The 22,061-nt window shown below is 39.3% G+C and carries 21 protein-coding genes and 1 tRNA gene; all 22 read right to left on the reverse strand.

Annotation, left to right across the window (positions count from 1 at the left end; genetic code table 11):
- A partial coding sequence (gene hpt, locus AB685_RS20760) for a hypoxanthine phosphoribosyltransferase (RefSeq protein ID WP_198530556.1) occupies window positions 1–508 on the reverse strand: 508 nt, incomplete at its 3' end.
- Window position 509: 1 nt separating this feature from the next.
- Window positions 510–1,949 carry a tRNA lysidine(34) synthetase TilS gene (gene tilS / locus AB685_RS20765; protein WP_053073900.1) on the reverse strand — a complete coding sequence of 480 codons (1,440 nt, stop codon included), beginning with the start codon at window positions 1,947–1,949 and terminating at the stop codon, window positions 510–512.
- Window positions 1,930–2,379, reverse strand: a complete 450-nt coding sequence (locus AB685_RS20770) for a threonine/serine exporter family protein (protein ID WP_047972499.1) — start codon at window positions 2,377–2,379, stop codon at window positions 1,930–1,932. Before AB685_RS20770 ends, tilS begins: the two co-directional genes overlap by 20 nt.
- Before the next feature lie 12 nt (window positions 2,380–2,391).
- Complete coding sequence (locus AB685_RS20775; RefSeq protein ID WP_047972500.1) at window positions 2,392–3,141, reverse strand: threonine/serine exporter family protein; 750 nt, start codon at window positions 3,139–3,141, stop codon at window positions 2,392–2,394.
- Window positions 3,142–3,178: 37 nt separating this feature from the next.
- Complete coding sequence (locus AB685_RS20780; protein ID WP_047972501.1) at window positions 3,179–4,156, reverse strand: serine/threonine-protein kinase; 978 nt, start codon at window positions 4,154–4,156, stop codon at window positions 3,179–3,181.
- Window positions 4,122–4,862 (reverse strand): VWA domain-containing protein, encoded by a 741-nt coding sequence (locus AB685_RS20785; RefSeq protein ID WP_047972502.1) that lies wholly within the window; start codon window positions 4,860–4,862, stop codon window positions 4,122–4,124. The genes AB685_RS20780 and AB685_RS20785 overlap by 35 nt, the downstream gene beginning before the upstream one ends.
- 107 nt (window positions 4,863–4,969) lie before the next feature.
- Window positions 4,970–7,468 carry a stage II sporulation protein E gene (gene spoIIE, locus AB685_RS20790; protein ID WP_047972503.1) on the reverse strand — a complete coding sequence of 833 codons (2,499 nt, stop codon included), beginning with the start codon at window positions 7,466–7,468 and terminating at the stop codon, window positions 4,970–4,972.
- 291 nt (window positions 7,469–7,759) lie between these two features.
- Window positions 7,760–7,836 (reverse strand) — tRNA-Met (locus tag AB685_RS20795).
- Between the two features lie 161 nt (window positions 7,837–7,997).
- Window positions 7,998–8,477: a S1 domain-containing RNA-binding protein gene (locus AB685_RS20800; protein ID WP_047972504.1), complete on the reverse strand. Its 480-nt coding sequence runs from the start codon at window positions 8,475–8,477 to the stop codon at window positions 7,998–8,000.
- A gap of 72 nt (window positions 8,478–8,549) precedes the next feature.
- A complete protein-coding gene (locus AB685_RS20805) occupies window positions 8,550–8,930 on the reverse strand; it encodes a septum formation initiator family protein (RefSeq protein ID WP_047972505.1) in 381 nt (126 codons plus the stop codon).
- A 12-nt stretch (window positions 8,931–8,942) separates the two neighbouring features.
- Window positions 8,943–9,524, reverse strand: coding sequence for a spore cortex biosynthesis protein YabQ (gene yabQ, locus AB685_RS20810; RefSeq protein WP_047972506.1), 582 nt, complete (start codon window positions 9,522–9,524; stop codon window positions 8,943–8,945).
- Window positions 9,521–9,802 carry a sporulation protein YabP gene (gene yabP / locus AB685_RS20815; RefSeq protein ID WP_198530557.1) on the reverse strand — a complete coding sequence of 94 codons (282 nt, stop codon included), beginning with the start codon at window positions 9,800–9,802 and terminating at the stop codon, window positions 9,521–9,523. The genes yabQ and yabP overlap by 4 nt, the downstream gene beginning before the upstream one ends.
- A 127-nt stretch (window positions 9,803–9,929) precedes the next feature.
- A complete protein-coding gene (locus AB685_RS20820) occupies window positions 9,930–10,205 on the reverse strand; it encodes an RNA-binding S4 domain-containing protein (RefSeq protein WP_047972508.1) in 276 nt (91 codons plus the stop codon).
- 15 nt (window positions 10,206–10,220) lie between these two features.
- The gene (mazG, locus tag AB685_RS20825; protein ID WP_047972509.1) at window positions 10,221–11,687 is read right to left on the reverse strand and encodes a nucleoside triphosphate pyrophosphohydrolase; all 1,467 of its coding nucleotides are present in this window, start codon (window positions 11,685–11,687) and stop codon (window positions 10,221–10,223) included.
- A 12-nt stretch (window positions 11,688–11,699) separates the two neighbouring features.
- The gene (locus AB685_RS20830) at window positions 11,700–13,295 is read right to left on the reverse strand and encodes a polysaccharide biosynthesis protein (protein ID WP_053073901.1); all 1,596 of its coding nucleotides are present in this window, start codon (window positions 13,293–13,295) and stop codon (window positions 11,700–11,702) included.
- Window positions 13,296–13,424: 129 nt separating this feature from the next.
- Entirely contained in the window at window positions 13,425–13,964 is a 540-nt protein-coding gene (spoVT, locus tag AB685_RS20835) for a stage V sporulation protein T (RefSeq protein WP_047972510.1), read from the reverse strand.
- A 181-nt stretch (window positions 13,965–14,145) separates the two neighbouring features.
- Window positions 14,146–17,688 (reverse strand): transcription-repair coupling factor, encoded by a 3,543-nt coding sequence (gene mfd / locus AB685_RS20840; RefSeq protein WP_047972511.1) that lies wholly within the window; start codon window positions 17,686–17,688, stop codon window positions 14,146–14,148.
- A gap of 246 nt (window positions 17,689–17,934) precedes the next feature.
- The gene (locus tag AB685_RS20845; RefSeq protein WP_047972512.1) at window positions 17,935–18,162 is read right to left on the reverse strand and encodes an anti-sigma-F factor Fin family protein; all 228 of its coding nucleotides are present in this window, start codon (window positions 18,160–18,162) and stop codon (window positions 17,935–17,937) included.
- A 75-nt stretch (window positions 18,163–18,237) separates the two neighbouring features.
- Window positions 18,238–18,795, reverse strand: a complete 558-nt coding sequence (pth, locus tag AB685_RS20850; protein ID WP_047972513.1) for an aminoacyl-tRNA hydrolase — start codon at window positions 18,793–18,795, stop codon at window positions 18,238–18,240.
- Between the two features lie 80 nt (window positions 18,796–18,875).
- A complete protein-coding gene (locus AB685_RS20855) occupies window positions 18,876–19,514 on the reverse strand; it encodes a 50S ribosomal protein L25/general stress protein Ctc (RefSeq protein WP_047972514.1) in 639 nt (212 codons plus the stop codon).
- Window positions 19,515–19,649: 135 nt separating this feature from the next.
- On the reverse strand, window positions 19,650–20,603 hold the full coding sequence (locus AB685_RS20860; RefSeq protein WP_128755918.1) for a ribose-phosphate diphosphokinase: 954 nt from the start codon (window positions 20,601–20,603) through the stop codon (window positions 19,650–19,652).
- A gap of 50 nt (window positions 20,604–20,653) precedes the next feature.
- Window positions 20,654–22,012 (reverse strand): bifunctional UDP-N-acetylglucosamine diphosphorylase/glucosamine-1-phosphate N-acetyltransferase GlmU, encoded by a 1,359-nt coding sequence (gene glmU, locus AB685_RS20865; protein ID WP_047972516.1) that lies wholly within the window; start codon window positions 22,010–22,012, stop codon window positions 20,654–20,656.
- Between the last annotated feature and the right edge of the window lie 49 nt (window positions 22,013–22,061).

The following is a 22,061-nucleotide window of genomic DNA, read 5'->3' on the forward strand; positions in this document are numbered from 1 at the left end:
TATACGGTAGGTTACGATAACGCTCAGCATAATCTAGCCCGTATCCAACAACAAAAGCATCTGGCACTGTGAAACCTGCCATATCTGGAACAAGGTCAACCTTTCTTCCGTCAGGCTTATCAAGCAATGTAACAACTTTTACCGACTTTGCTTTACGGTAATGGAAAAGTTTAAWAAGGTAACTTAACGTTAAGCCACTATCAATAATGTCTTCAAGGATTAATACATCGCGACCTTCAACAGATGTATCTAAATCTTTTAAGATTTTCACTTCTCCTGAAGAAACCATTCCTTTTCCATAACTTGAAACATCCATAAAGTCCATTTCAAGATGTGTATCGATCCTCTTTGTTAAATCCCCCATAAATGGCATTGCACCTTTTAAAACACCAACTACTAGAGGAAAACGACCATCATACTCCTCTGTAATTGCCTTGCCTAACTCTCTTACTTTTTCTTGGATTTCTTCTTCTGAGATTAATACTTCTTTAATTTCGTCCCTCATCAATTTAAAATGCCCCTCCTGTAATGGACTTATAATCATGAAACAAAAAAAACTCATCATTTGGTGTAAACACCAAAACAAGTACACGTTTCGTCTTATCCGTGATGTCTGTACTCTTTGACCGATGTAAAAACGGAACCCACAATACCTCTCCATCTCCATCGGTTAACAAAGGCCATGCCCCCCTAAAAGACGCATCCACCTTCTTATCAATAAACAACCGACTCACCTTTTTTGAACCAGTCATCCCTCTTCCTGTAATGCGATCACCGGGAAGCACTCCTCTTATAGACAGAGGAAATATTAGCTTATCGGCATCTAAGAAAGTCATATACTTTTGTTCTTTAGGTATGTCAGAAGTMTCTAGATAATAAGAAGTGAATCTACCAGTCACAACATCAACTTCTCCTGGCACCGAAAGGTCAACATGTGGTTGCTGAATGCGTTTGGGTGGCTTCAAAGAAAAGTGGCAGCAATCATAGCTAAGGTATGCAAAAAGACCGTTTGCTAAATGAAGTTCCTTAGACGGTTCATGCCTTTTGAGCAGACGTTGAACCTGCTCAATATGTATAGACGTACTAGATGGTGAATTTTTCCCGTAAAGATACCTTAATATTAGATGAATCACCCTTCTTTGTAAAGGGAAGCGCAGACGTTCAATCGCTTCAATTGAAATTGTTATCGATTGTTCACTTTTTTGGAGGATAATTCCCTCTAGTGCCTCTTCGGCTAATTTCATCAAAAATTGCTGATCATCTCTCTGCCATTCGTGATACCTCTGCATATGAGTATGAATGCTGGGGTTTTCTTTTTTGATAAAAGGCATTAAATGATGTCTAAATCGATTTCGTGTATATTTCATTGAAGAATTACTTGTATCACTTCTCGGAAATAGACCTACCCTATTACAATAGTGCTCGATTTYCTCTTTTGTTATTCCCAAAAATGGTCGAATAACAAACCCATTTTCAAGAAACCTCTTCTCATTGATTCCGGTTTCCTTTAAAAGGTTCACTCCTCGAACCATTGTCATCAAGATGGTTTCGGTTTGATCATCTCCATGATGAGCAGTGGCCAAACAACTAGTCGGCTGTGCTTTTAACAACTCGTCAAACCACTTATAACGTAACTGGCTTGCAGCTGCTTGAGTGCCAAGCCCATTTTTTGTGGCAAAACCAACGATATCAAGTTTTGTTGTATGAAAAGGTATGCCATATTCTCCGCAAAAATTAGCCACATAGTATTCGTCACTATCAGACTCTTGCCCTCGTAACTGGTGATTGGCATGAGCTGCTTCAATACGAATATTGTATGTTTTTCTCATCTCCCACAAATAAAAGAGGAGAGCCATCGAATCAGGTCCACCTGATGTAGCAACAATAACGGTATCGATCCCTTTTAATAACTCATGCTGAGCGATGAAATTATGAACGTCTTGATTCATATCGCTGTCCGATACCTCCTTTACCAAATGAGAAGATCGACAACGCAAAAACAAGTCCTGCAGCAATAGCTCCTGCTTGAAGCATCGTTTCAATTCCAAGCTGAAGTCCTTCAATATAATCTCCATCTACAAAAGCTAACATTGTAAAATAGGCACGACTCCCAGGAACTAGGGGAATAATCCCTGGTATGCTAAATGTTGTGACGGGAACCCGATATTTTTTCGCTAAAAAGTGCGAGATCGTTGCACTAACGATTGAAGCGATAGATGTCGCAAAAATAACAGATACATCCCAATTGGGTAAGGTAGAATAAATAAACCATGAAATCGATCCAATTAATCCACCAAGCCAGATTACTCTATAAGGAACATTAAAAATGACCCCAAATGCCACCGTAGCCATGAAACAAAAGATTAATTCTACTATCATTGATGCCCCTCCTTATAACAACAGGGCAATTGCTAACGCAATGCCTGTTGCAATCGATAATGCTGTAATAACAGCTTCAGCGCCACGACTGACTCCAGCAATTAAATCACCAGACATCAAATCACGAACAGCATTTGTAAGAGGAACTCCAGGTACTAATGGCATTAAGGTCCCAATAATTACTTGGTCAAGATTCTCACCCAATCCAAGCAAGACAAGAACAATAGCTACAACTCCACCTAAAAAAGCAGACATGAATTCAGCAAAAAATTTCACTTTCATATATTCCTGGAGGGTTACCACACTCCAACTTGCTGAAAAACCCGCTATAAAGGCTGGGATCGTATCAAATAAATTCCCCCCGAATAAATAGGAAAAAGCTCCCCCTGCTACACCTGAGGCAATATGGAGCAACAAAGGAGAGTAATTCATCGGAGCTTTTGCAATCTCATCTAATTTCATGTAAGCGACATCACCATCTATTAAGCCGCCTACAAACTCTCTTGATACTTGATTTACAAGAGATACTTTATTTAAATCTTGCATACGATCGTCGACTCGAATCATCTGCATGACATCATTGCCTTCTACATCAAATGACAAAAAGATTCCGGTCGTGGTTACAAAGCTATGCACATTTTTAAAGCCTGCAGACTTTGCCATACGCTCTAGTGTTTCTTCAACTCGATAGGTCTCTGCCCCATATGTGAGCATAATTTCCCCTGCGAGCATGCATATATCCATCATCCGATCTGCATTCATGCCTTGCCCCCCGTTCTATTCTTACCAATTGACTACCCTACATCATTTGTCCAAATAAGTATAGGATATATGCCAAAAGAATAAAAGAGCATAAGAGGAAGATTTCTACAAAGTAAGATGATTTCTTCTTTTTCTTTCGTTTTGTATGTTTTGCCTTTGGTTTTGTTTGCTGTTTAACTCTCGTTTTGGGCGCTGTATAACTAGAAGCACTTGATACCGCATGAACAAGCTCTTTTCTCATCTCAGTTGCATACACATACTTTCCTTGTWAGGCTTTTAAAATAACGGATCGGTAGGGTCCTAAATAGTTACTTTCATCAACCATCTGTCTTAACTGATTAAATGGCTTCTCCCCCTTTTTATCAAATCGCTTAGGATATGCACAATTAATCATAATCATCGCCACAGCAAATAAGTCATAGCTTGGCTCCGCAACTCTTGTTCCACACCCCCAGTATCCACGGTCATAAAACTCTGTATATTCTTTAATAGAACGACCTAATAAAGTCGTTCCACCGACATCTAACCAACGAATACGCGCCGGAGGTCCGACTACTWATAAATTGTCAGGCTTCAAGTCGCCAAAAGCCCAACCTGCCTGATGGAGCTTCTCTAAATCACCCAATAGTTGGATCATTAAGATTCCGAACCATTCCGAACCCCTTTTTGATAAGTAATCCATTAACTCACTACCATCCAAGTATTCCATGGCATAAAACGGTAAATTCACACCATTTATAACAGCGTCATCAACATCTAACAAAGAAGGCCCAAGCGTTTGCCCTTGGACCTTGGAGAAATGCTTTAGTACGTTCACTTCAGATGTAATAGCCATATTATCAATTCCGACTTTCAGAGCCACAAGTCCAGAGACCGATTCTGCTAAATAAAYCTTCCCTGTAGCCCCAGAACCTAGCGAGCGAATCACTTTATATCTATTTTGATGCCACTTTCCAATCAATCTTGTTCCAACCGCTAACTTATAAGCCGGATTCTCTGAATAGCTGTTCTTCATCACCAGCCATCAAACTCCTTCTTGAACCGCCTTTAGAAAACTTTTGGAGAGCAGCTTGCAACGCAGGGCCCGTTGGCGTGATTCCACCTGAAGACAGCTTATGAAAGACACCTGTTAACGATTGTAATTGTGGAGTCCAGTCAAGCAATCTGTCAACCTCTCTTCTTTTCCCGGGAAATGCATATAAGGCAAATCGATTTTCTCCCATGCGAGAGGTTAAGCTAATTGATAGATCTGTTAACGCCTCTTGTACCATTGGTAGTTTATTGTTCATACTAGCACTCGTATCAACAAGAATTAGAACATCTAAATGAATGGTTTCACCCAGCTCATCTACTACTTCCATTACCTGACCACGTTTTTCAGGAGAAAGATCTTCCATCTCCTGATCCTTACCTAGTATTTGTTGCAGTTCTTTGTTCACCACCCCATGTAAGGTTTGGGTCATTGCTTTTCTTGTAACCATCTGTACCGTTTTGGCTAATTGTTTTGCATAAACAATTTGACTAACCCCGCCTCCAGCAAGAGCTATTGCTTCAATTTCATCAATACCTTGTTTATTTAGATGATCTTCATCCACCACACCGATAACGTTTACTGTTATTCCTTGCTCTTTAGCAAGCGCTGCAATCGCAACTGGATCTTCGCCTTGATTTGAGTGGCCATCCGTTAACAATAAAATTTGCTTTAAAGTACCTTTACTCAAAACTGATCCCCTCCAAGTAGTCTGAATGTTACCATCATTCACCACCTAGAGAGGATTTATACGTTTACTTTTTACCAGAGTGTGGAATAAGGTAAATAGAGTAAACCTTACGCTCTCTTTCTTAATAATTTGTGAGACTTATAGAGAGGAATAGCTGCCCATTTAGGCGTATTACGCTTCACTTCGGTTACAATAATGGTCATATCATCTTCTATTGCACCTCGTCCTGAACGAATGACTTTTTCTAACATAACATCAGCTACCTCTTGAGGGTCTGTCGTGTCAAGTTCATTAATCATACGACGAATCCACATTTCTTTGTTCTCCACATGCTTAGGAGCTTCATAGATTCCATCACTCATCATAATTAACAGGTCACCAGGCTTCAATTGTTCGCTAACCACATCGACATCAAACTCTTGAATGATTCCCATCGGAAGATTACTAGCTTCTATCTTTATCACTTTATCGCCACGTTTTATAAAGCTTGGTATGGATCCAATTTTTAAGAACCGTGCAGTTGCATCTTGGAGGTCAATCATCGCCAGATCAAGTGTAGAGAATATCTCATCTGTTGTCCGCAGAGATAACACCGAATTAACTGATTTTATAGCAACTGTTTCTTCGATCCCTGACTGCAACACTTTTTGCAATAATTGCAGGGTCTCGTTGCTCTCTAGATGCGCACGCTCTCCATTCCCCATTCCATCACTGATCGCTATTGCGTATTTGCCTGCCCCTAACTCAATCGTGGAGTAGCTATCACCAGAAACATACGCACCCCCTTTTGCAACATTGGCAATCCCTGTTTCTAGCACAAATTTCTTTGCTGAACTAAAGGATATGTGACTATATCCATTGGGATAGTAAGATCGTTCTTCTGCCTTTACTACAATCGTTTCTTTCATTACATCAGATAACATAGGAGCTATAATTTTTTCAGCTTGGCCGTGCCCTTGATCAAAAGAAATACTCATCTCAATTTCAACATTCCCTTTTTCTAAGCTATAGATATCGATATGCCCAACCTCAAGTCCCACCCCTCTCAACGCTTCTAGCATTTGCTCTTCTTGATGATGATGCGCTTGCTTTTCTTTTTGGATTTCTTTTGCAAAATCACCCATTACACGAGATACGCCTAGTAGTTGATCTGCTACCAGCTTACGACTTTCAAGAACTTGCCGCTTCAACTTTTGATTTGCTTGATAATGACCATGCTCTTGCTCAATTGCTTGGATCACTTTTTCTGGCTTTATACATTGCTTCTTCCAATCCGAGAGCAACATATTACTTCTTACTTCACCATATTGTTCAGTTTCAGTCATAAGTTTTTGCATCGACTCATAGGTTGTAGAAAAGTTTTGTACCCAACATTTTTCTTTTTTAAAACAAGCCTGACATGTTTTTTCCGTCACATTACTTAAGAAGTAATCAACTTCTCGTTCTGCATCTTCTGGAAGATCAGCATCCGGTGTCGACTGAAAACTTTGGGAAAGCGTCTGAAATAGAGTAGAGAACTGCTCCACTCTTCCAGCTGTTACATCTCTTATTTTGCGAAGATATTGTTGCTGTTCGTTGGAATATTCGCTCGTTCCAGGGATATATCTTGCCAGGCGACCTATTAACTCTCTCGGTGTAAGCATGAAGATTGCAATAGCTGCAAGCGACTCGAGCAGAGTTACAGACACATTTGATCCGCCCTCTCCATATAAACCAATTAACAACGTACCTACTAATAAACCAACCCCGACCCCAATTTTCTTACCATCTTTTAATAGACCTCCTAGTAACCCTGAGAAAGCAAGCAGGCTCATCTGATACAAACTAGCCACGCTTGCCAAACTCAGGATAAGACCTGTTACGACACCAACAGTTGACCCAATAGCCGCCCCACCAACAAATGCAAAGATTAAGACTAAATAACGAGCTAGAACATGCTCAACCGTCACATCATAAATAACCCAGCCAACAGTCCCTGTCATAACAGATGCTAAAAGAATAATTAAGCAAACAATCTCTTCATTTCGTAATGGTTGCTTTAGTTTTTTAGATGTTACCAGAGGTACACTTTGTAAGAAAATCATTGTTAAAATAAAGCTAAGACCTGCCTCAACCGTTGCCATCATTAGAGCATAGTTTGTAACCGTACCTTCAAGGATGAATACTAAACCAAGCCTTGCAGTCATACTCGCTACAAATACCGTGTAAGGCAAAGCTTTAATTGTTTTGTCCATATACCTAGCTACTACCTTCTGCATAAGAACATACAAGAAAATCGCGACAATAACAAAAGCAATGCCTCCATGATAACTGGTTAGAGCTCCTGCCATTAAAGCCATGGCTGCTATTCCAGCTTTTTCGCGTTTTAGCATGTACACGGCAGCTAAGAATGGTAAAACAAAAGGTGTTAGCTCAGATAGGATCATGGCTCGTCCTAATAAAAAACCTACAACAGCGACAAGCAACCCCCATTGATAAAATATAGCCTGAGTCGTTTTACCAGCCTTAGTAAATACATCGCCCGTCCAACCGATCATCTTTTCATGGACCATTACACTACCACTACGAGCTGGTCCGATCATTGCTTTGGCTGCCTTCCTTATCATCTTCGTCCACCACCCCTATTAGAATCGTGGTTTCATTATACACAGAATTATCTTTCAATTTTTGTCAGAATTAGGTTTGCTTACAAAAGAATCGTTCGACTTCATTCGTCTAAAAAAGGAAAAAAAAAGCACTAAAAAGCAAAAAAGGCTCTTTGAACTCTCATATTCTAGGAGAAATAAGCATAGTTTGAAGAACGTTCGGGAAGAGTTTTATGTTTAGGAGGGTTATATCTATGATTTGAATACACAAAAAAACTTGAATCTGAATAGATCCAAGTTTGTATATGTATATGGTAGCGGCGGAGGGAGTCGAACCCACGACCTCACGGGTATGAACCGTACGCTCTAGCCAGCTGAGCTACACCGCCATATGTTGTGTCATTTGCGACAAGTATTAATATACACCCTTTTTCAAAAAGAGTCAACACTATTTAAGAATTTATTAAAAAAGTTTTTCTTCTATCTCTCATAAAGAAAAGACAAGCATAAATGCTTGTCTTTCAATTTGTAGAAAGAAGYGGACAGCAAGTTAACCACGGCGTGCGCCACGACCGCCACGCTTGGACTCCGTTTGACGCTTAATAGTAGATAGACGCTCTTCACTATCTTTCAAGAAACGACTCACCTTATCTTCAAATGATGGTGCTGGTCTGCTGTTGGTACKAGGTCCGCGGTTTCCACCTTGTGGGCCTCTACCACCACCTTGTGGACGCGGTGGACGTCCTTGAGTGCTTGGACGACTTGGACGTGCAGGTCTTTCGGAACCTTCCGGACGGTCTTTAGCTTTACGAATGGATAAGCCAATCTTACCATCCTTCTCAACATTAACGACCTTTACGGTAACTTCTTCTCCAACCTTTAAAAATTCATTAATATCCTTCACATAATTATCAGCAACTTCACTGATATGCACAAGGCCGGTAGAACCACCCGGTAATTCAACAAAAGCTCCAAAATTTGTAATTCCAGTAACCTTACCCTGCAACTTGCTGCCTACTTCAATTGACATGAAAAAATAGATCCTCCTTAGAAATCTGTAAATATTCGTTTCTTACATTATACCCGAATGAAAAAAAAGGTGTCAATCAGCTGAAGAATCTGGAAGCTTAAAGAGGGTTTCTCCTGGCTTGGACAAATAATAATCTCTTCTGGCAATCTCGGCTATATAATCTAAATCATTGTAATTAATGATTTCTTGTTCTAGTCGACTTTCTTCAGCTTTTAGCAATTCTAGCTCTTGTTCAAGTGCTAGCTTTTCTTCTTGTTTTTCATTAACTGATGATGCTTGGGCATAAAATGTCACCGATGCGATTCCTGCAAGAATGAAACCTATAATACCAAGTACACTTAATCGGCGAATTAAACCTCTGCGTTTTTTAGCTTGAAACTCTAGTTCTTGCTCTCGCTTTTCTATATACTTAGAATCCATTTCTCGCACTGTTGATGAACGCTTCGTGACCATATTATCCCCTCCTTACTCTTTCTTTTTCCTCATCGTTTGCACATATTCCTTTATTTTCAAATAAAATGGCGAAAGTTTTTCCCATAAACGTTCGAGTCGAGTTATTCGAAAGACAAGTAATAACATCCATTTTAAAGGTCTCCAGATCATTCTAGCAAGAAATAAAAAGATTGTTAGAATAGCTGTTACTACCATCATACCTAAGGAATAAAGTAGTTTCAATAAGTACTTGATCGGAACAATGAGTAGAACGTTAAATAAATTCTTAATAACACGATAAAAACCGATAGATAATCGAATTATTTGCTCTAAAACTCGTTTGTAGGTTGTCTGTAGCAATGCCATATAACAAGCATATCCACATAAAATGGCTAAAAAAACATATAAGCGAACTTYACCATGATTCGATACAAGCAAGACGTAGAAAACAATGAGCCCTTGGATCAGCCAAAATAATAGATCTTTAAAGGCAGTCAACCAATGAAAAGATCGTCTTTTTCGAAGGAAACGTCCATACGTATCAATCGCTGCACCGAGCCATATGCCCATGGCAGCCATTGATAGCATTGTATAAAATTGAATCGTTAAACTCACTTGAATAGCTTCCCAAAGAACCCTTTGGATTTATCTTGCTGGCTTTGATCAAGGTAGACAAAGTCATCAACTTTTCCTTCGATTGAGACAAGACCTAATTMAACATTGAGGTTCTTCATATGGAGGTTGCGTCCTCTAACAGATAAAAAGCCCATTACCGTCTCTAGCAAGAACTCTTCATTATCAAAGCTTTCTACTTGCTTTACACCAGTGATATCTAATTGTTTTCTCCCACGCAGGGTGACATCGTGATCATTATTTTTCCTTTCCCGTCCCATTGGAGTTCCAAACTCATATTGCTCAGTCATTTTTATCTTCCCCTCTCCGTTCTTTACCACAAGTCTATGAACGGACTAAATAAAATAGAACAAGCTCCATCCAACAGGGAACTTGTTCTATTCTTAGTTAAAAGGGTTGATTTTTATCTTGAAGTGATTCTTCTTTTACAATCGTATACATTGAACTCGCTTCTTCTTTACGGCTTGTTTCTTTCACTTCATTTATCTCTACAGTCACAAGTTTTTGACCAAAACGAACAATAAGCTCGTCTCCAGGCTTTACATTAGAACCAGCTTTCGCTTGAAGACCATTAATCGTAATACGCCCTTGATCACATACTTCCTTTGCTAATGTCCGCCGCTTAATTAAACGGGATACTTTCAAAAATTTATCTAGTCTCATAATCTCTCTCCTCCGTTACTTATTGTTTAATTTTGCTTCATTCCAATACGCATCGAGCTCCTCTAATGTATGCTCAGTAAGAGATCGATCCGATTCGTTCACCCGATCCTCAATGTAATGAAAACGGTTTTTAAATTTACGATTAGTCGAGCGAAGTGCTTCTTCGCTATCTAATTTATAATAGCGAGCAATATTGACAATCACAAATAAAATATCACCTAATTCTTTTTGCATATTCTCATTATGATCGTTGTTCACTTCTTCCTTAAATTCCTTCAACTCTTCGTCAAGCTTATCCCACATCGGACCTACTTCATCCCAATCAAACCCTACGCGYGCAGCCTTTTTTTGTAATTTCTCTGCAATCATAAGGGCCGGTAACCMGTTCGGAACACCGTTTAATATACTTTCTCGTTCGGTAGATAGATTTTCCTTCTCGGCTTGTTTAATTTGTTGCCAATTATCTACCACTTCCACAGAATTCGAAACATTTTTATCACCGAATACATGAGGGTGGCGACGAATCATCTTCTCAGAAGTTGATTGAACAATATCTTTAATTGAGAACCAACCCTCGTCTTCCCCAATTTGAGCATGAAGCATTACTTGTAGCAATACATCACCAAGCTCTTCAATAAGGTGATCATCATCTTCTTCATCAATCGCTTCTAAAACTTCATATGTTTMTTCGATTAAATACTTTTTCAACGATTGATGCGTTTGTTCCTTATCCCATGGACATCCATTAGGGCCTCTAAGTGTAGCAATCACTTCACGTAATCTAGTAAATTCACCATTTAGTAACGTTTCATCTTTTACAGGCGGCACATAAACTGCTGTTAAATTATTTAACGTTGTGGCGTGATCTAATTCATAAAGCGGAACACGCGTAAGTTGTTGTGCAGTTGAGCCTWCGGCTGTTGCAATAATCACTTCATAATCATCGGGTAAACGCTCCATTAAGGTTAATTTCACATCAGAGGCAATCATGGCATCGTATACTTGAACAATGATAATATGTTGTGTTAATTCTAGTTCATCGCGGCGTAGAGCGGTTCCATCTACAATTTGACACCCTTCAATCGGATCAATTTTCAAGGCACTGTACATCGGATCGAGGAAGCTTTGCCCTCCTAAAAACTCTAGATGAACATCTTGATTACCGGCTATCTCAATTAATAATTGTATCGTTTTTTCTGCAACAAACGGATGTCCTGGGACCGCGTATGTAATGGAACCCTTTGACGATTCATTAATCAATTTCTTAACAATACTTTGATAAACATCTTCAAATTGATCATGTTGTTCATAAATGGAATCAAAAGATTGAAACGTTACACCCTCTTCTTGTAGCTCAGTTAAGACTGGGTGATCTTTCGTACGTACGAATAATTGATCTGTTTGCTTTAAATGTCGGTACACTCCAAGAGGTAATTGCTCAAGTTCTCCTGCACCTAGCCCTATAACAGAAATTGTGTTCATTACATCCACCTCTTACTTTCTACGTAACTTTTGTCTGATTTTATTCAACTTCGGTACGAATTCCCACTCCCGACTGTTCATAATTGGCCAATAAAAGAAGCAAACAACCATGAAAATGCCTCCAACACTTGCAGTTGTAAGTGCATATATACTTGCTAATAGGCGCTCATTCGTAATCATTGTAAAGTGAGTTAGACCAATTTGCCAGCTAAACGTCGTGAGGGCTAGGAGACCGAAAGCTCCTAGTAACAATAAATAAAAATGGTTTGATTGAATAATGAATCCATCTAATTTTTTTAATAAAATCAGTTGAATGATTGCCATTGTTCCAATTGCTAATACAGTGGCAAGTGCTGCACCTACTGTTCCAAGAGAAGAGATCATCAATAAATTGCCAGCTAGTTTAACACCAGCCCCAATCACCATCATCTTGGCCGGGATATGGACATGGCCATACCCTTGAAAAATGGCAGCAGTGGTTAAATAGATCGAACTAAAGAAGATGGCAAATGCCAGAATCGCTAAAACATGTGAGCCTTCGCCGTTTCCATAGAGCATGCTATTTGTAGGTTCAATGATCATAAAAAGGCCAATAGAGGCAGCTCCTCCAATAAACAAAGTAAGCCTCATCGCCAAATCACGATAGATCCGTGCCTTTCCATATTCTTTGGTCGCGATTGCTTTTGCGATCAATGGTACAAGCGCTAACGAGAAGGTAGTTGTCACAATTGTCCCTAGCTGTAGTAAAGGTTGACCGCGATCGTAAATGCCCTTTTCCTTAAAAGCCATCTCTTGATATAAGCCAAATTTATTGAGCAACGGAATCATTGTAAAGGCATCAATGAACTGAAAAAAAATAAATAATAGGGCACTTATGCAAATAAAGATACCTTGTTTAAAAAGGAGTGCATGAACCTGCCATATTTCTTTGAAAGAGGCTCCTTTAACCTTTAACCAACTAGACCATGAAATATCTTTAGATAACAACGCTAATACAATCACTCCTGCAAGGCCGCCTAATAATGAACCATATATAGCGCCCATTCCCGCTTCATACGGATTAGCAGACTGCCTCATCACCACCACAACAAACACAATGATCATTGCCACTCGAACAAACTGTTCACTGATGTGAGAAATAGCAGTCGGCAGTAGCTGTTGTCTTGATTGATGAAGGCCTCTTCCTACGCTCAAAAAAGGAATAAACCAAAATGTTAAACTGACTGCACGTAATGGTGCAGTTAGTTGTGCATCCCCCATCACTCGAGCAAGAGTCGGTGCAGCCAAATACAACATCGCCCATAAAGATGCAGCCAGTACTAATAAACCATAAAAAGAAATAGCAAGAGTCAGTCTCGCTCCTTGTTGGTCGCCATTCGCTTCAAGTTCAGCCACCCGTTTTGAGATGATAACGGGAAAACCGTACATCGATAACAACATTACAAGCCCATAAAAGGGGTAAAGTTGTTGATACACATAGAAACCGATATCGCCAGCAATATTTTGATAAGGGATTCGATACCCGGCACTCAATACTTTCGCTACTAACGCAGCAGCTGATAATGCCATTGCACCTTTAATCAGTTGATGGCTTCTTTCTTCTTGCAAAAGTTGTCCTCCTCCACTTATATACCTTTCCTTATCATACTTAAATTGTTGGTATTCGCCAAGCAAAGGGAGGATAGCATCCGAAATGAAAAAAGCTTGTCCTCAATAAACTGAAGACAAGCCTTAATCTTAATGTTCCATTTGACGAGCCAAAAAGCTAGCTGCCGTTTCTGCAAGCTTTTGTTCTAAAGAACCACTTAAACTCTGCTCTTTATTAAAAATGACTACAGCTCCAATCGGGTCTCCGTTGGCGATAATTGGTGCTATGACGTATCCTTTAAGCTCATCAGTATGATCTCCGACTAAATTGTATTCACCTGCATTAGTTTCTAGTTTGGATTTACGATCATCCATCGTCATCTCTATTATTTCGCCAATAGCCTTGTTCGCAAATTCCTTTTTAGAAGCGCCTGCTACCGCAATATATGTATCACGATCAGCAATTAACACATGGTGATGTAAACTATCATATAAAGCTTCTGCATACTCTTTTGCAAAATCACCAAGTTCTGATATCGGAGAGTACTTCTTCAAGATAACCTCGCCATCTCGATCAACAAAAATCTCGAGTGGATCTCCCTCACGAATGCGAAGAGTTCTGCGGATTTCTTTCGGTATAACGACACGACCTAAATCATCAATACGTCGAACTATGCCAGTTGCTTTCATGCTGTTGTGCCCCACTTTCTAAAGGTGTAATAGTCTTGATGTGTCCACATGTATGAAATGTTGAAATCATCGCTTCATACTACTATTATCCGTTTATTAAAAAGAACTATTCACCAATTTATGAATTTGTTTGGTTGCATGGCTTACATCTTCATGAATAAGTTCGGGGCACAACGAAGCATTATACCGTGTTGCTTGTTGTTTGTTTACGACTTTTAGGAATACTTGCGATGATGGATTCAACCGAAGTAATGATCCCCTCATCATCGATATTTTTCGTTTTGATAGTAAATTTAATTTTTTCACCAGCTGTTCCAAGTGATACATCTCGACCTAGTGAATGAGCCACCTCAAATAACAGCGCACCGTCCATTTGTTTTGATGTTTCAGGCGAAAACAAGATCTCGACCTGATTTTTCACTTCTACAATTGATTCAACCCGTTCACTATTTGCACGTAACTTAATTTCAGTCAAGCGTAGGAGATAATCCACTTGCTTTGGATATTCTCCAAAACGATCAAACATCTCATCCTTTAAGTCAGCCAAATCCTCGACGGTCTCGCAGCTTTTAAATCGTTTGTACATCTCAATTTTTTGTTTTGCATCTTGAATGTAACTCTCTGGAATATAGGCATCAATTTTTACGTCTAACTCTACTTGGAACTCAGGCTCTTTTGGTTTATCGCCTTTACGCTCTTCAATCGCTTCTTTTAACATTTGTGAGTAAAGATCAAAACCTACCGATTCAATAAAACCATGTTGTTGCGCACCTAGTAGGTTCCCGGCGCCACGAATCGTTAAATCACGCATTGCAATTTTAAAACCAGATCCAAGCTCCGTAAWTTCTTTTATCGCTTGAAGACGCTTTTCAGCTACTTCAGTTAATACTTTATCTCGTTGATAGGTGAAGTATGCATAGGCAACTCGATTCGAACGACCAACACGCCCTCTAATTTGATACAGCTGAGATAGACCCATTTTGTCAGCATCATTAATAATTAATGTATTTACATTAGGGATGTCTACACCCGTCTCGATAATCGTCGTGGTTACTAGAACATCGCTGTTTCCTTCTAAGAAGTCTAGCATTATCGACTCAAGCTCACGTTCATTCATCTGTCCATGAGCAAACGATACTTTCGCATCTGGAACTAGCATCGATATCTGTTCAGTCATTCTTTCGATATCTTCAACTCGGTTATAAAGGAAATACACTTGACCTCCCCGGGTCAACTCACGCTCAATCGCCTCACGAATTAACGAAGCATTGTATTCCACCACATACGTTTGAACCGGGAAACGATTCTCTGGCGGGGTCTCAATGACCGATAAATCACGAACACCAAGCATCGACATATGAAGTGTACGCGGAATAGGTGTTGCTGTTAGAGTTAGGACATCAATATTAGCTTTCAATTGTTTAATTTTTTCTTTATGAGTCACACCAAATCGTTGCTCTTCATCGACAATCAATAAGCCTAGATCTTTAAATACTAGATCTTTTGAAAGTAGTCGGTGTGTCCCAACAATGAGATCAACAGAACCTGCTTTTAAGCCTTTAAGAGTCTCTGTTTGCTCTTTTCTAGAACGAAAACGACTAAGAACCCCAATATTAATTGGGAAATCTGAAAAGCGCTCTTTAATTGTCTCGTAATGCTGTTGCGCTAAAATCGTAGTCGGAACTAAAATAGCCACCTGCTTACCATCCATGATCGCCTTGAACGCTGCGCGAATAGCCACTTCCGTTTTTCCATACCCTACATCTCCACACAACAGACGGTYCATCGGTCGTTCTTTTTCCATATCTTGCTTAATTTCTTCCACTGCACGTATCTGATCTTCTGTTTCTTGATAAGGGAAGGTCGCTTCAAAATCCCCTTGTTCTGGACCATCTTCAGAATAAGCATGGCCTTTACTTGCCTCACGCTCAGCATATAACTTAATTAGGTCATCAGCAATATCCTCCACCGATGATTGAACACGCTTCTTCACTTTTTTCCAATCACTACCGCCAAGCGCATAAATCTTCGGATCTTTCTCTTCTGACCCTACATATTTTTGCACTTGGTCAATCTGTTCAACCGGCACATATAACTTATCATCTCCTGCATAGCGTAAGTGGAGATAATCTTTATGAAGTCCATTTATTTCAAGAGTTTCTACCCCTAAATACTTACCAATCCCATGGTTAGTATGGACAACCAAATCACCGACTTTTAATTCGGAGTAGCTTTTAATACGCTCGGCATTTGAGAGCTTTTGTTTATTTCGTTGAACTCTTTTTTGTTGCTTAGCATAAACTTCTTCTTCTGTAACAACCACCAGCTTATGTGATGGCAGCTCAAATCCACTATTTAAGTGGCCAACCATTAAGTGAACGGTATTCTCTGTTAATTCCGTTGCCCTTTCGACCACATGAGCATCAATGCCTTCCTCATCTAGATTTAACGCGAGTCTAGAAGCACGCTCTTTTGATCCCGATACAAAAACGATCGCATAGCCCGCTTTTTCCCAACGCTTCACTTCTGATTGTAGCAACTGCATTTGACCGTGGAAACTTTGCATGGACTTACATGTGAAGTTCACGACATTTTCTGGCTTGGTCGATGGAATATGCTTTAAAAATAAAGATAGGTAGATAAGAGAATGATTTGAGTTCTTCATCGCCTCTAGAACATCTAGTGACATCGTCGCCTCATGCACCGTCTCCCCTTGAGCAAGTAATGCCGTAGTCCATTCCGCTTCTTCTCTTTCTAGACTATCAGCCATCTCTTTTACACGACTCATCTCATCAATCAAAATAATCGCATCATCAGGTAAATAAGATAGAAGTGTACTTTTCACTTCATAGTAGAAAGACATGTATTTATACATCCCTTGAAAACTAGAGCGTTGTCTTAACTGCCCAATCTCATAGGAGATATTTTGAGATAGCTTCTCTTTTGTCTGTTTAGCCTTAACCTTTTTTAATGTTGCAGAAAGCTGTTCAGATAGTTTATTCGATGCGTGTTCGTAATGTTGATCTTGAAGAATAACTTCTTCTGCAGGACCAATTGTTACTTCCTTTAGCTCCGTTTCAGAACGTTGCGTTTCAATCAAAAACGTACGTATAGAATCAATTTCCGTATCGAATAATTCAATTCGGACAGGATTTTGGTCCGTTAATGGATAAATATCAATGATTCCACCGCGCACACTAAATTCTCCAGGAGAAGAAACCATATCGACACGTGTAAAGCCCATCATCACCAACTGCGTCATTACATTATGGATCTCTCCAATATCTGTGCCCACTGAAATTGTTAGCTGACTTTCTTTCCATAAATATTTTGGCGGAAGAAGTCGTCTAATCCCTGCTAACGGTACAATCACAATCCCATTAAAGTCTCCCACTAGTTTATTTAGCACATCAAGACGCTGTGACTTCATTTCCGGACTCGCAATCGCAATTTCCGAGGAAATAAGCTCATTTACAGGATAAAGAAGCACTTTATCTTCTCCAACTAAATCGGTTAAATCATCATATACTTTTTGTGCTTGAAACAAGTTGTGAGTTATCACGACTTGTGTTCGGTTTGTTTCTCTATACAGGGCTGCCATTAATAATGTACGAGCAGAACCTGTTAATCCAGAGAGTAGTTGTTCTTTCATTCCTGTTTCAATACTGCTTGAAACCGCTTTAACCTCATCATTTACTAGAAAATAATTTTGCAATCCTAACATGTTGTTCCCCCTGTTATCAAACACCTATTCTACCTTGCTTAATGCTACTCTACTTTTTATGTTAGTATGACAAAACTGTTCATTTCTTGTTTGTCCTTATCTAACATTTATTTGTACTTGTCTTTCTCCCAATAATATCTTATTTTATCCTATGTTCGACTAATAATGGCTCAACCCTGCCTACATATAAAAAAATCAAAACAGAAAAACGCTTTGGCATATTGCCAAAGCACTAACTGCTATAAATTATTGAATAAATGTATCTAATTCATAGAAATTGGGATTTCTCGTTAAAGCCTCTTCACAATCCTCGCAAATTACATTTACATGTATATCTCCATTGTTCTCATAGGTCAACATTTCSTGCCGCTCCTGTGACGTTAAGTGACCAAAACCTAAAGACGTTGCATCTGTATGGTTATCAATCTGACCTATATTTGTGCGACAATGGCGACATTTATAGTGAATGGCCATCCATAGCCCCCCTTYACATGACATACCTTATAACCTAAGTATGATCACGCACTTGGGTCCCTATGCATATATTTATTAATTGAATTGATTCATCACTTCTAGAAAAGGCTTCTCGGTCCATGCTTCCACTGCTTTTGAAGCGTGGATAATTGATTCATTAACAGCTTCGCGTTCATCAGGATGATATGTACCGAGCACATAGTTAACAATGGGCTCGCCACTTTGAGGACGATCGATTCCGACACGAATTCGTTTGAACTTATCTGTACCTAAATGTTGAATTAAAGATTTTATCCCATTATGACCACCAGCACTCCCCTTTTGACGCAAGCGAATTTTGCCGGTTGGTAAATCCAAATCATCATAAATGACAACTAGATCTTCAATATCAATATTAAAATAATCCAAAAGCGGTCGGACCGATTCGCCTGAGAGGTTCATATAGGTTAACGGTTTAAGAAAAAAAACTTTCTCTCCGTTCATCATTTTCACGCCATAAATGCCTTTGAATTTTGATTGGTTAAGTTCCACTCCAAACTCTTCTGCACAATAATCAATAATATCAAAACCAATATTATGGCGAGTTCCTGCGTACTTAGTTCCAGGATTCCCAAGCCCTACGATTACTTTCACCTTGTTTCCACCTTTCACTCTCATATAAACGCCCTAAAAAGGTATAACCTTATGGCTATACCTTTTCAGCTTAGTAAGTCTTATTCTTCCTTATTAGAATCATCTTCACCAATAACTTCRGGTTCAGCATCTCCAGATTCATCTGCATCTGCATCTTCTGACTCTTCTATTACAGTTGGTGGTTGCACCGTCACGACTGTTTCTTCATCTTCATTGGTAATTTCAACAGAAACCTTATCACGTAAATCGGTGATTTGGATTGAATCCCCAATGTTTAATTCAGAAATATCTAGTTCAATCTCTTCTGGAATGTCGTTTGGTAAACACTTCACCGAGATATCATATAGTAAGTGAGTAACGACGCCACCTTCTTTGGATCCAGGCGACTCTCCTGTTAAGCGAACAGGTACGTCTGCGTCGATCTCTGATTTCATATCAACTTCAAAGAAATCAACATGTAGATATTCATTTTTCAGTGGGTCGATTTGCATGTCATGAATCATAACTTGATGTTTACTACCATCAACATTCAATGAGAACAATCCATTTTTCCCCACTTCACGGACCGTTTTTAGAAATTCTACACTCTCAACGTAAACTGGCTGGCTATCAATTTTATTTCCATATAATATTGCTGGAACATGTCCATCTTTTCTAATTTGTCTTGTTGAGGAACCTGTTAGATCTGTACGTAGATTAGCTTGTAATGTTGTTGCCATTTTTWTYACCTCTAATTAGATTCGGTTGCGTCTATATCTTTTGTTCCCTAATTAGTGAATTTTAAAACGACTTTTGTGAAATTGACTAAATTCCAGTCTCAAAATTACTTACCTAAATTCTACGTAATCATTTAATCAATCAAATAACTTACTTACAGATGCATGCTCATGGACACGAATAATCGCTTCAGCCATTAATGGCGCAACTGATAGTGGTGTAATCTTATCGATTTTTTTATCTTCATCTAGAGGGATAGTGTTTGTTACAACAAGTTCTTTAATTTTTGAATTATCAATACGTTCAATCGCTGGACCAGATAACACTGGGTGCGTACAACAAGCGTACACTTCTTTTGCGCCGTGCTCTACTAGAGCATTTGCTGCTAATGTGATGGTACCGGCAGTATCGATAATATCATCAATAATAATCGCTGTTTTACCTTCGATGTTACCAACAATATTCATAACTTCTGCTACATTTGGTTTTGGACGACGTTTATCAATAATGGCGATAGGAGCTTTCAAGCGATCTGCCATTTTACGTGCACGTACTACTCCCCCATGGTCAGGTGAAACAATAACGATATCTTCTAATTGCTTTTCTTCAAAGTAAGTCGATAAGATCGGAACACCCATCAATTGATCAACAGGAMTATCGAAGARACCTTGAATTTGAGTAGCGTGTAGGTCAAGTGTTAACACGCGTGTTGCGCCTGCARWTTCAATTAAATTTGCAACTAGTTTTGATGTGATTGGTTCACGAGCACGCGCTTTACGGTCTTGACGAGCATAGCCRTAATAAGGAATTACAACGTTGATTGTTTTAGCAGAAGCACGCTTCATCGCATCAATCATAATTAGTAACTCCATAATATGTTCATTAGCTGGAGCGGAAGTAGATTGAATTAAATATACATCACACCCACGAATACTTTCTTCAATATTAATTTGAACTTCTCCATCACTAAAACGAGTTACTGAACTTTTCCCAACAGGAACCCCGATATGCTCTGTAATTTCGTGAGCTAAGTCTTTATTAGAATTTAATGTGAAAACCTTTAAGCTTGGATCACCATATTTAGCCATTATGAATACCCTCCAGATAATATATCGTCATACGCGTCATGAGTAACTTGGTATTATTTCTTTTGATAACCTTCTTTGTTGGTTTGGCGAGCTCGTGCAATAGATAGCGCTTCACCAGGTACATCATCTGTAATGGTTGAGCCGGCAGCAACTAGTGCGTTCTTTCCAATTGTCACCGGAGCAATTAAGTTAGCGTTACAGCCAACAAATGCCCCATCCTCAATTTTTGTAAGAAATTTATTCTTGCCATCGTAATTAACCGTAACAGCTCCACAGCTGAAGTTTACATCATTGCCAACCTCGGCGTCTCCGATATAACTTAAGTGAGATGCTTTACTCCCATTACCCATGGTAGACTTCTTAATTTCTACAAAATTCCCAACTCGTACTTGATCACCAAGAGTAGATTTCGGTCTAATATGAGCAAAAGGACCAATCGTCACTTCTGTTCCAACCTCACTATCATGCACCACTGATTGACGAATAGTTGTACGGTCCGAAATTGAACTATCTTTAATTTCAGTACCTGGACCAATCACACATTCAGAACCAATCGACGTTTGGCCTTGTATCACTACTCCTGGATAAATAACCGTATCTTGACCAATCGTAGCATCTGTAGAAATATACGTATGATCAGGATCGATCATTGTAACTCCTCGACGCATCCAATGTTCATTTGTCCGTTGTTTCATAATCCGTTCTGCTTGCGCTAAGGCAACACGATCATTTACTCCAAGCGTTTCATCAAATGCTGGCGTTTGATAAGCTGCAACAACTTCGCCACTTTGTTGTAAGATTTCAATTACATCTGGTAAGTAGTATTCACCTTGCGCATTATCATTACCAACGTCTTTTAGTGAGGCAAATAGTGCTTCGTTGTCAAAACAGTACGTTCCTGTATTGATTTCTGAAATACGTTGTTCCTCACTTGTTGCGTCTTTATGCTCAACAATTCGTTCAACAAGCCCTTCGTTATTTCGAACAATACGTCCATAACCAGTCGGATCATCGGCCATAGCTGTTAAAATAGTTGCTTTTGCCCCTTCTTGTGCGTGGTGAGCTAAAAGCTTATCGATCGTATTAGCTGTTAGAAGTGGCGTGTCTCCACACAAAACAACCGTCACTCCTTTTTTATCCGCAAGAATATTCTCTGCTTGCATAACGGCGTGACCGGTTCCTAATTGTTCTGTTTGAACAGCGTACTTTACTTGATCACCAAGTTGTTCTTGTACCACTTCTGCTCCGTGCCCTACGATCGTAACTGTTTCTTCAAAGCCAAGCTTTAAGACTTGATCAACGACATGTTGAACCATCGGCTTTCCATTTACAGGATGTAAGACTTTATAAAGTTTAGATTTCATTCGTGTTCCTTGCCCTGCTGCTAAAATAACCGCAAAACGACTACTCATGGTTTCCCCCCAAGTGTTCCTTTTTCCATTACGAATATATCCTAAAACT

It is taken from the genome of Bacillus sp. LL01 (assembly GCF_001037965.1).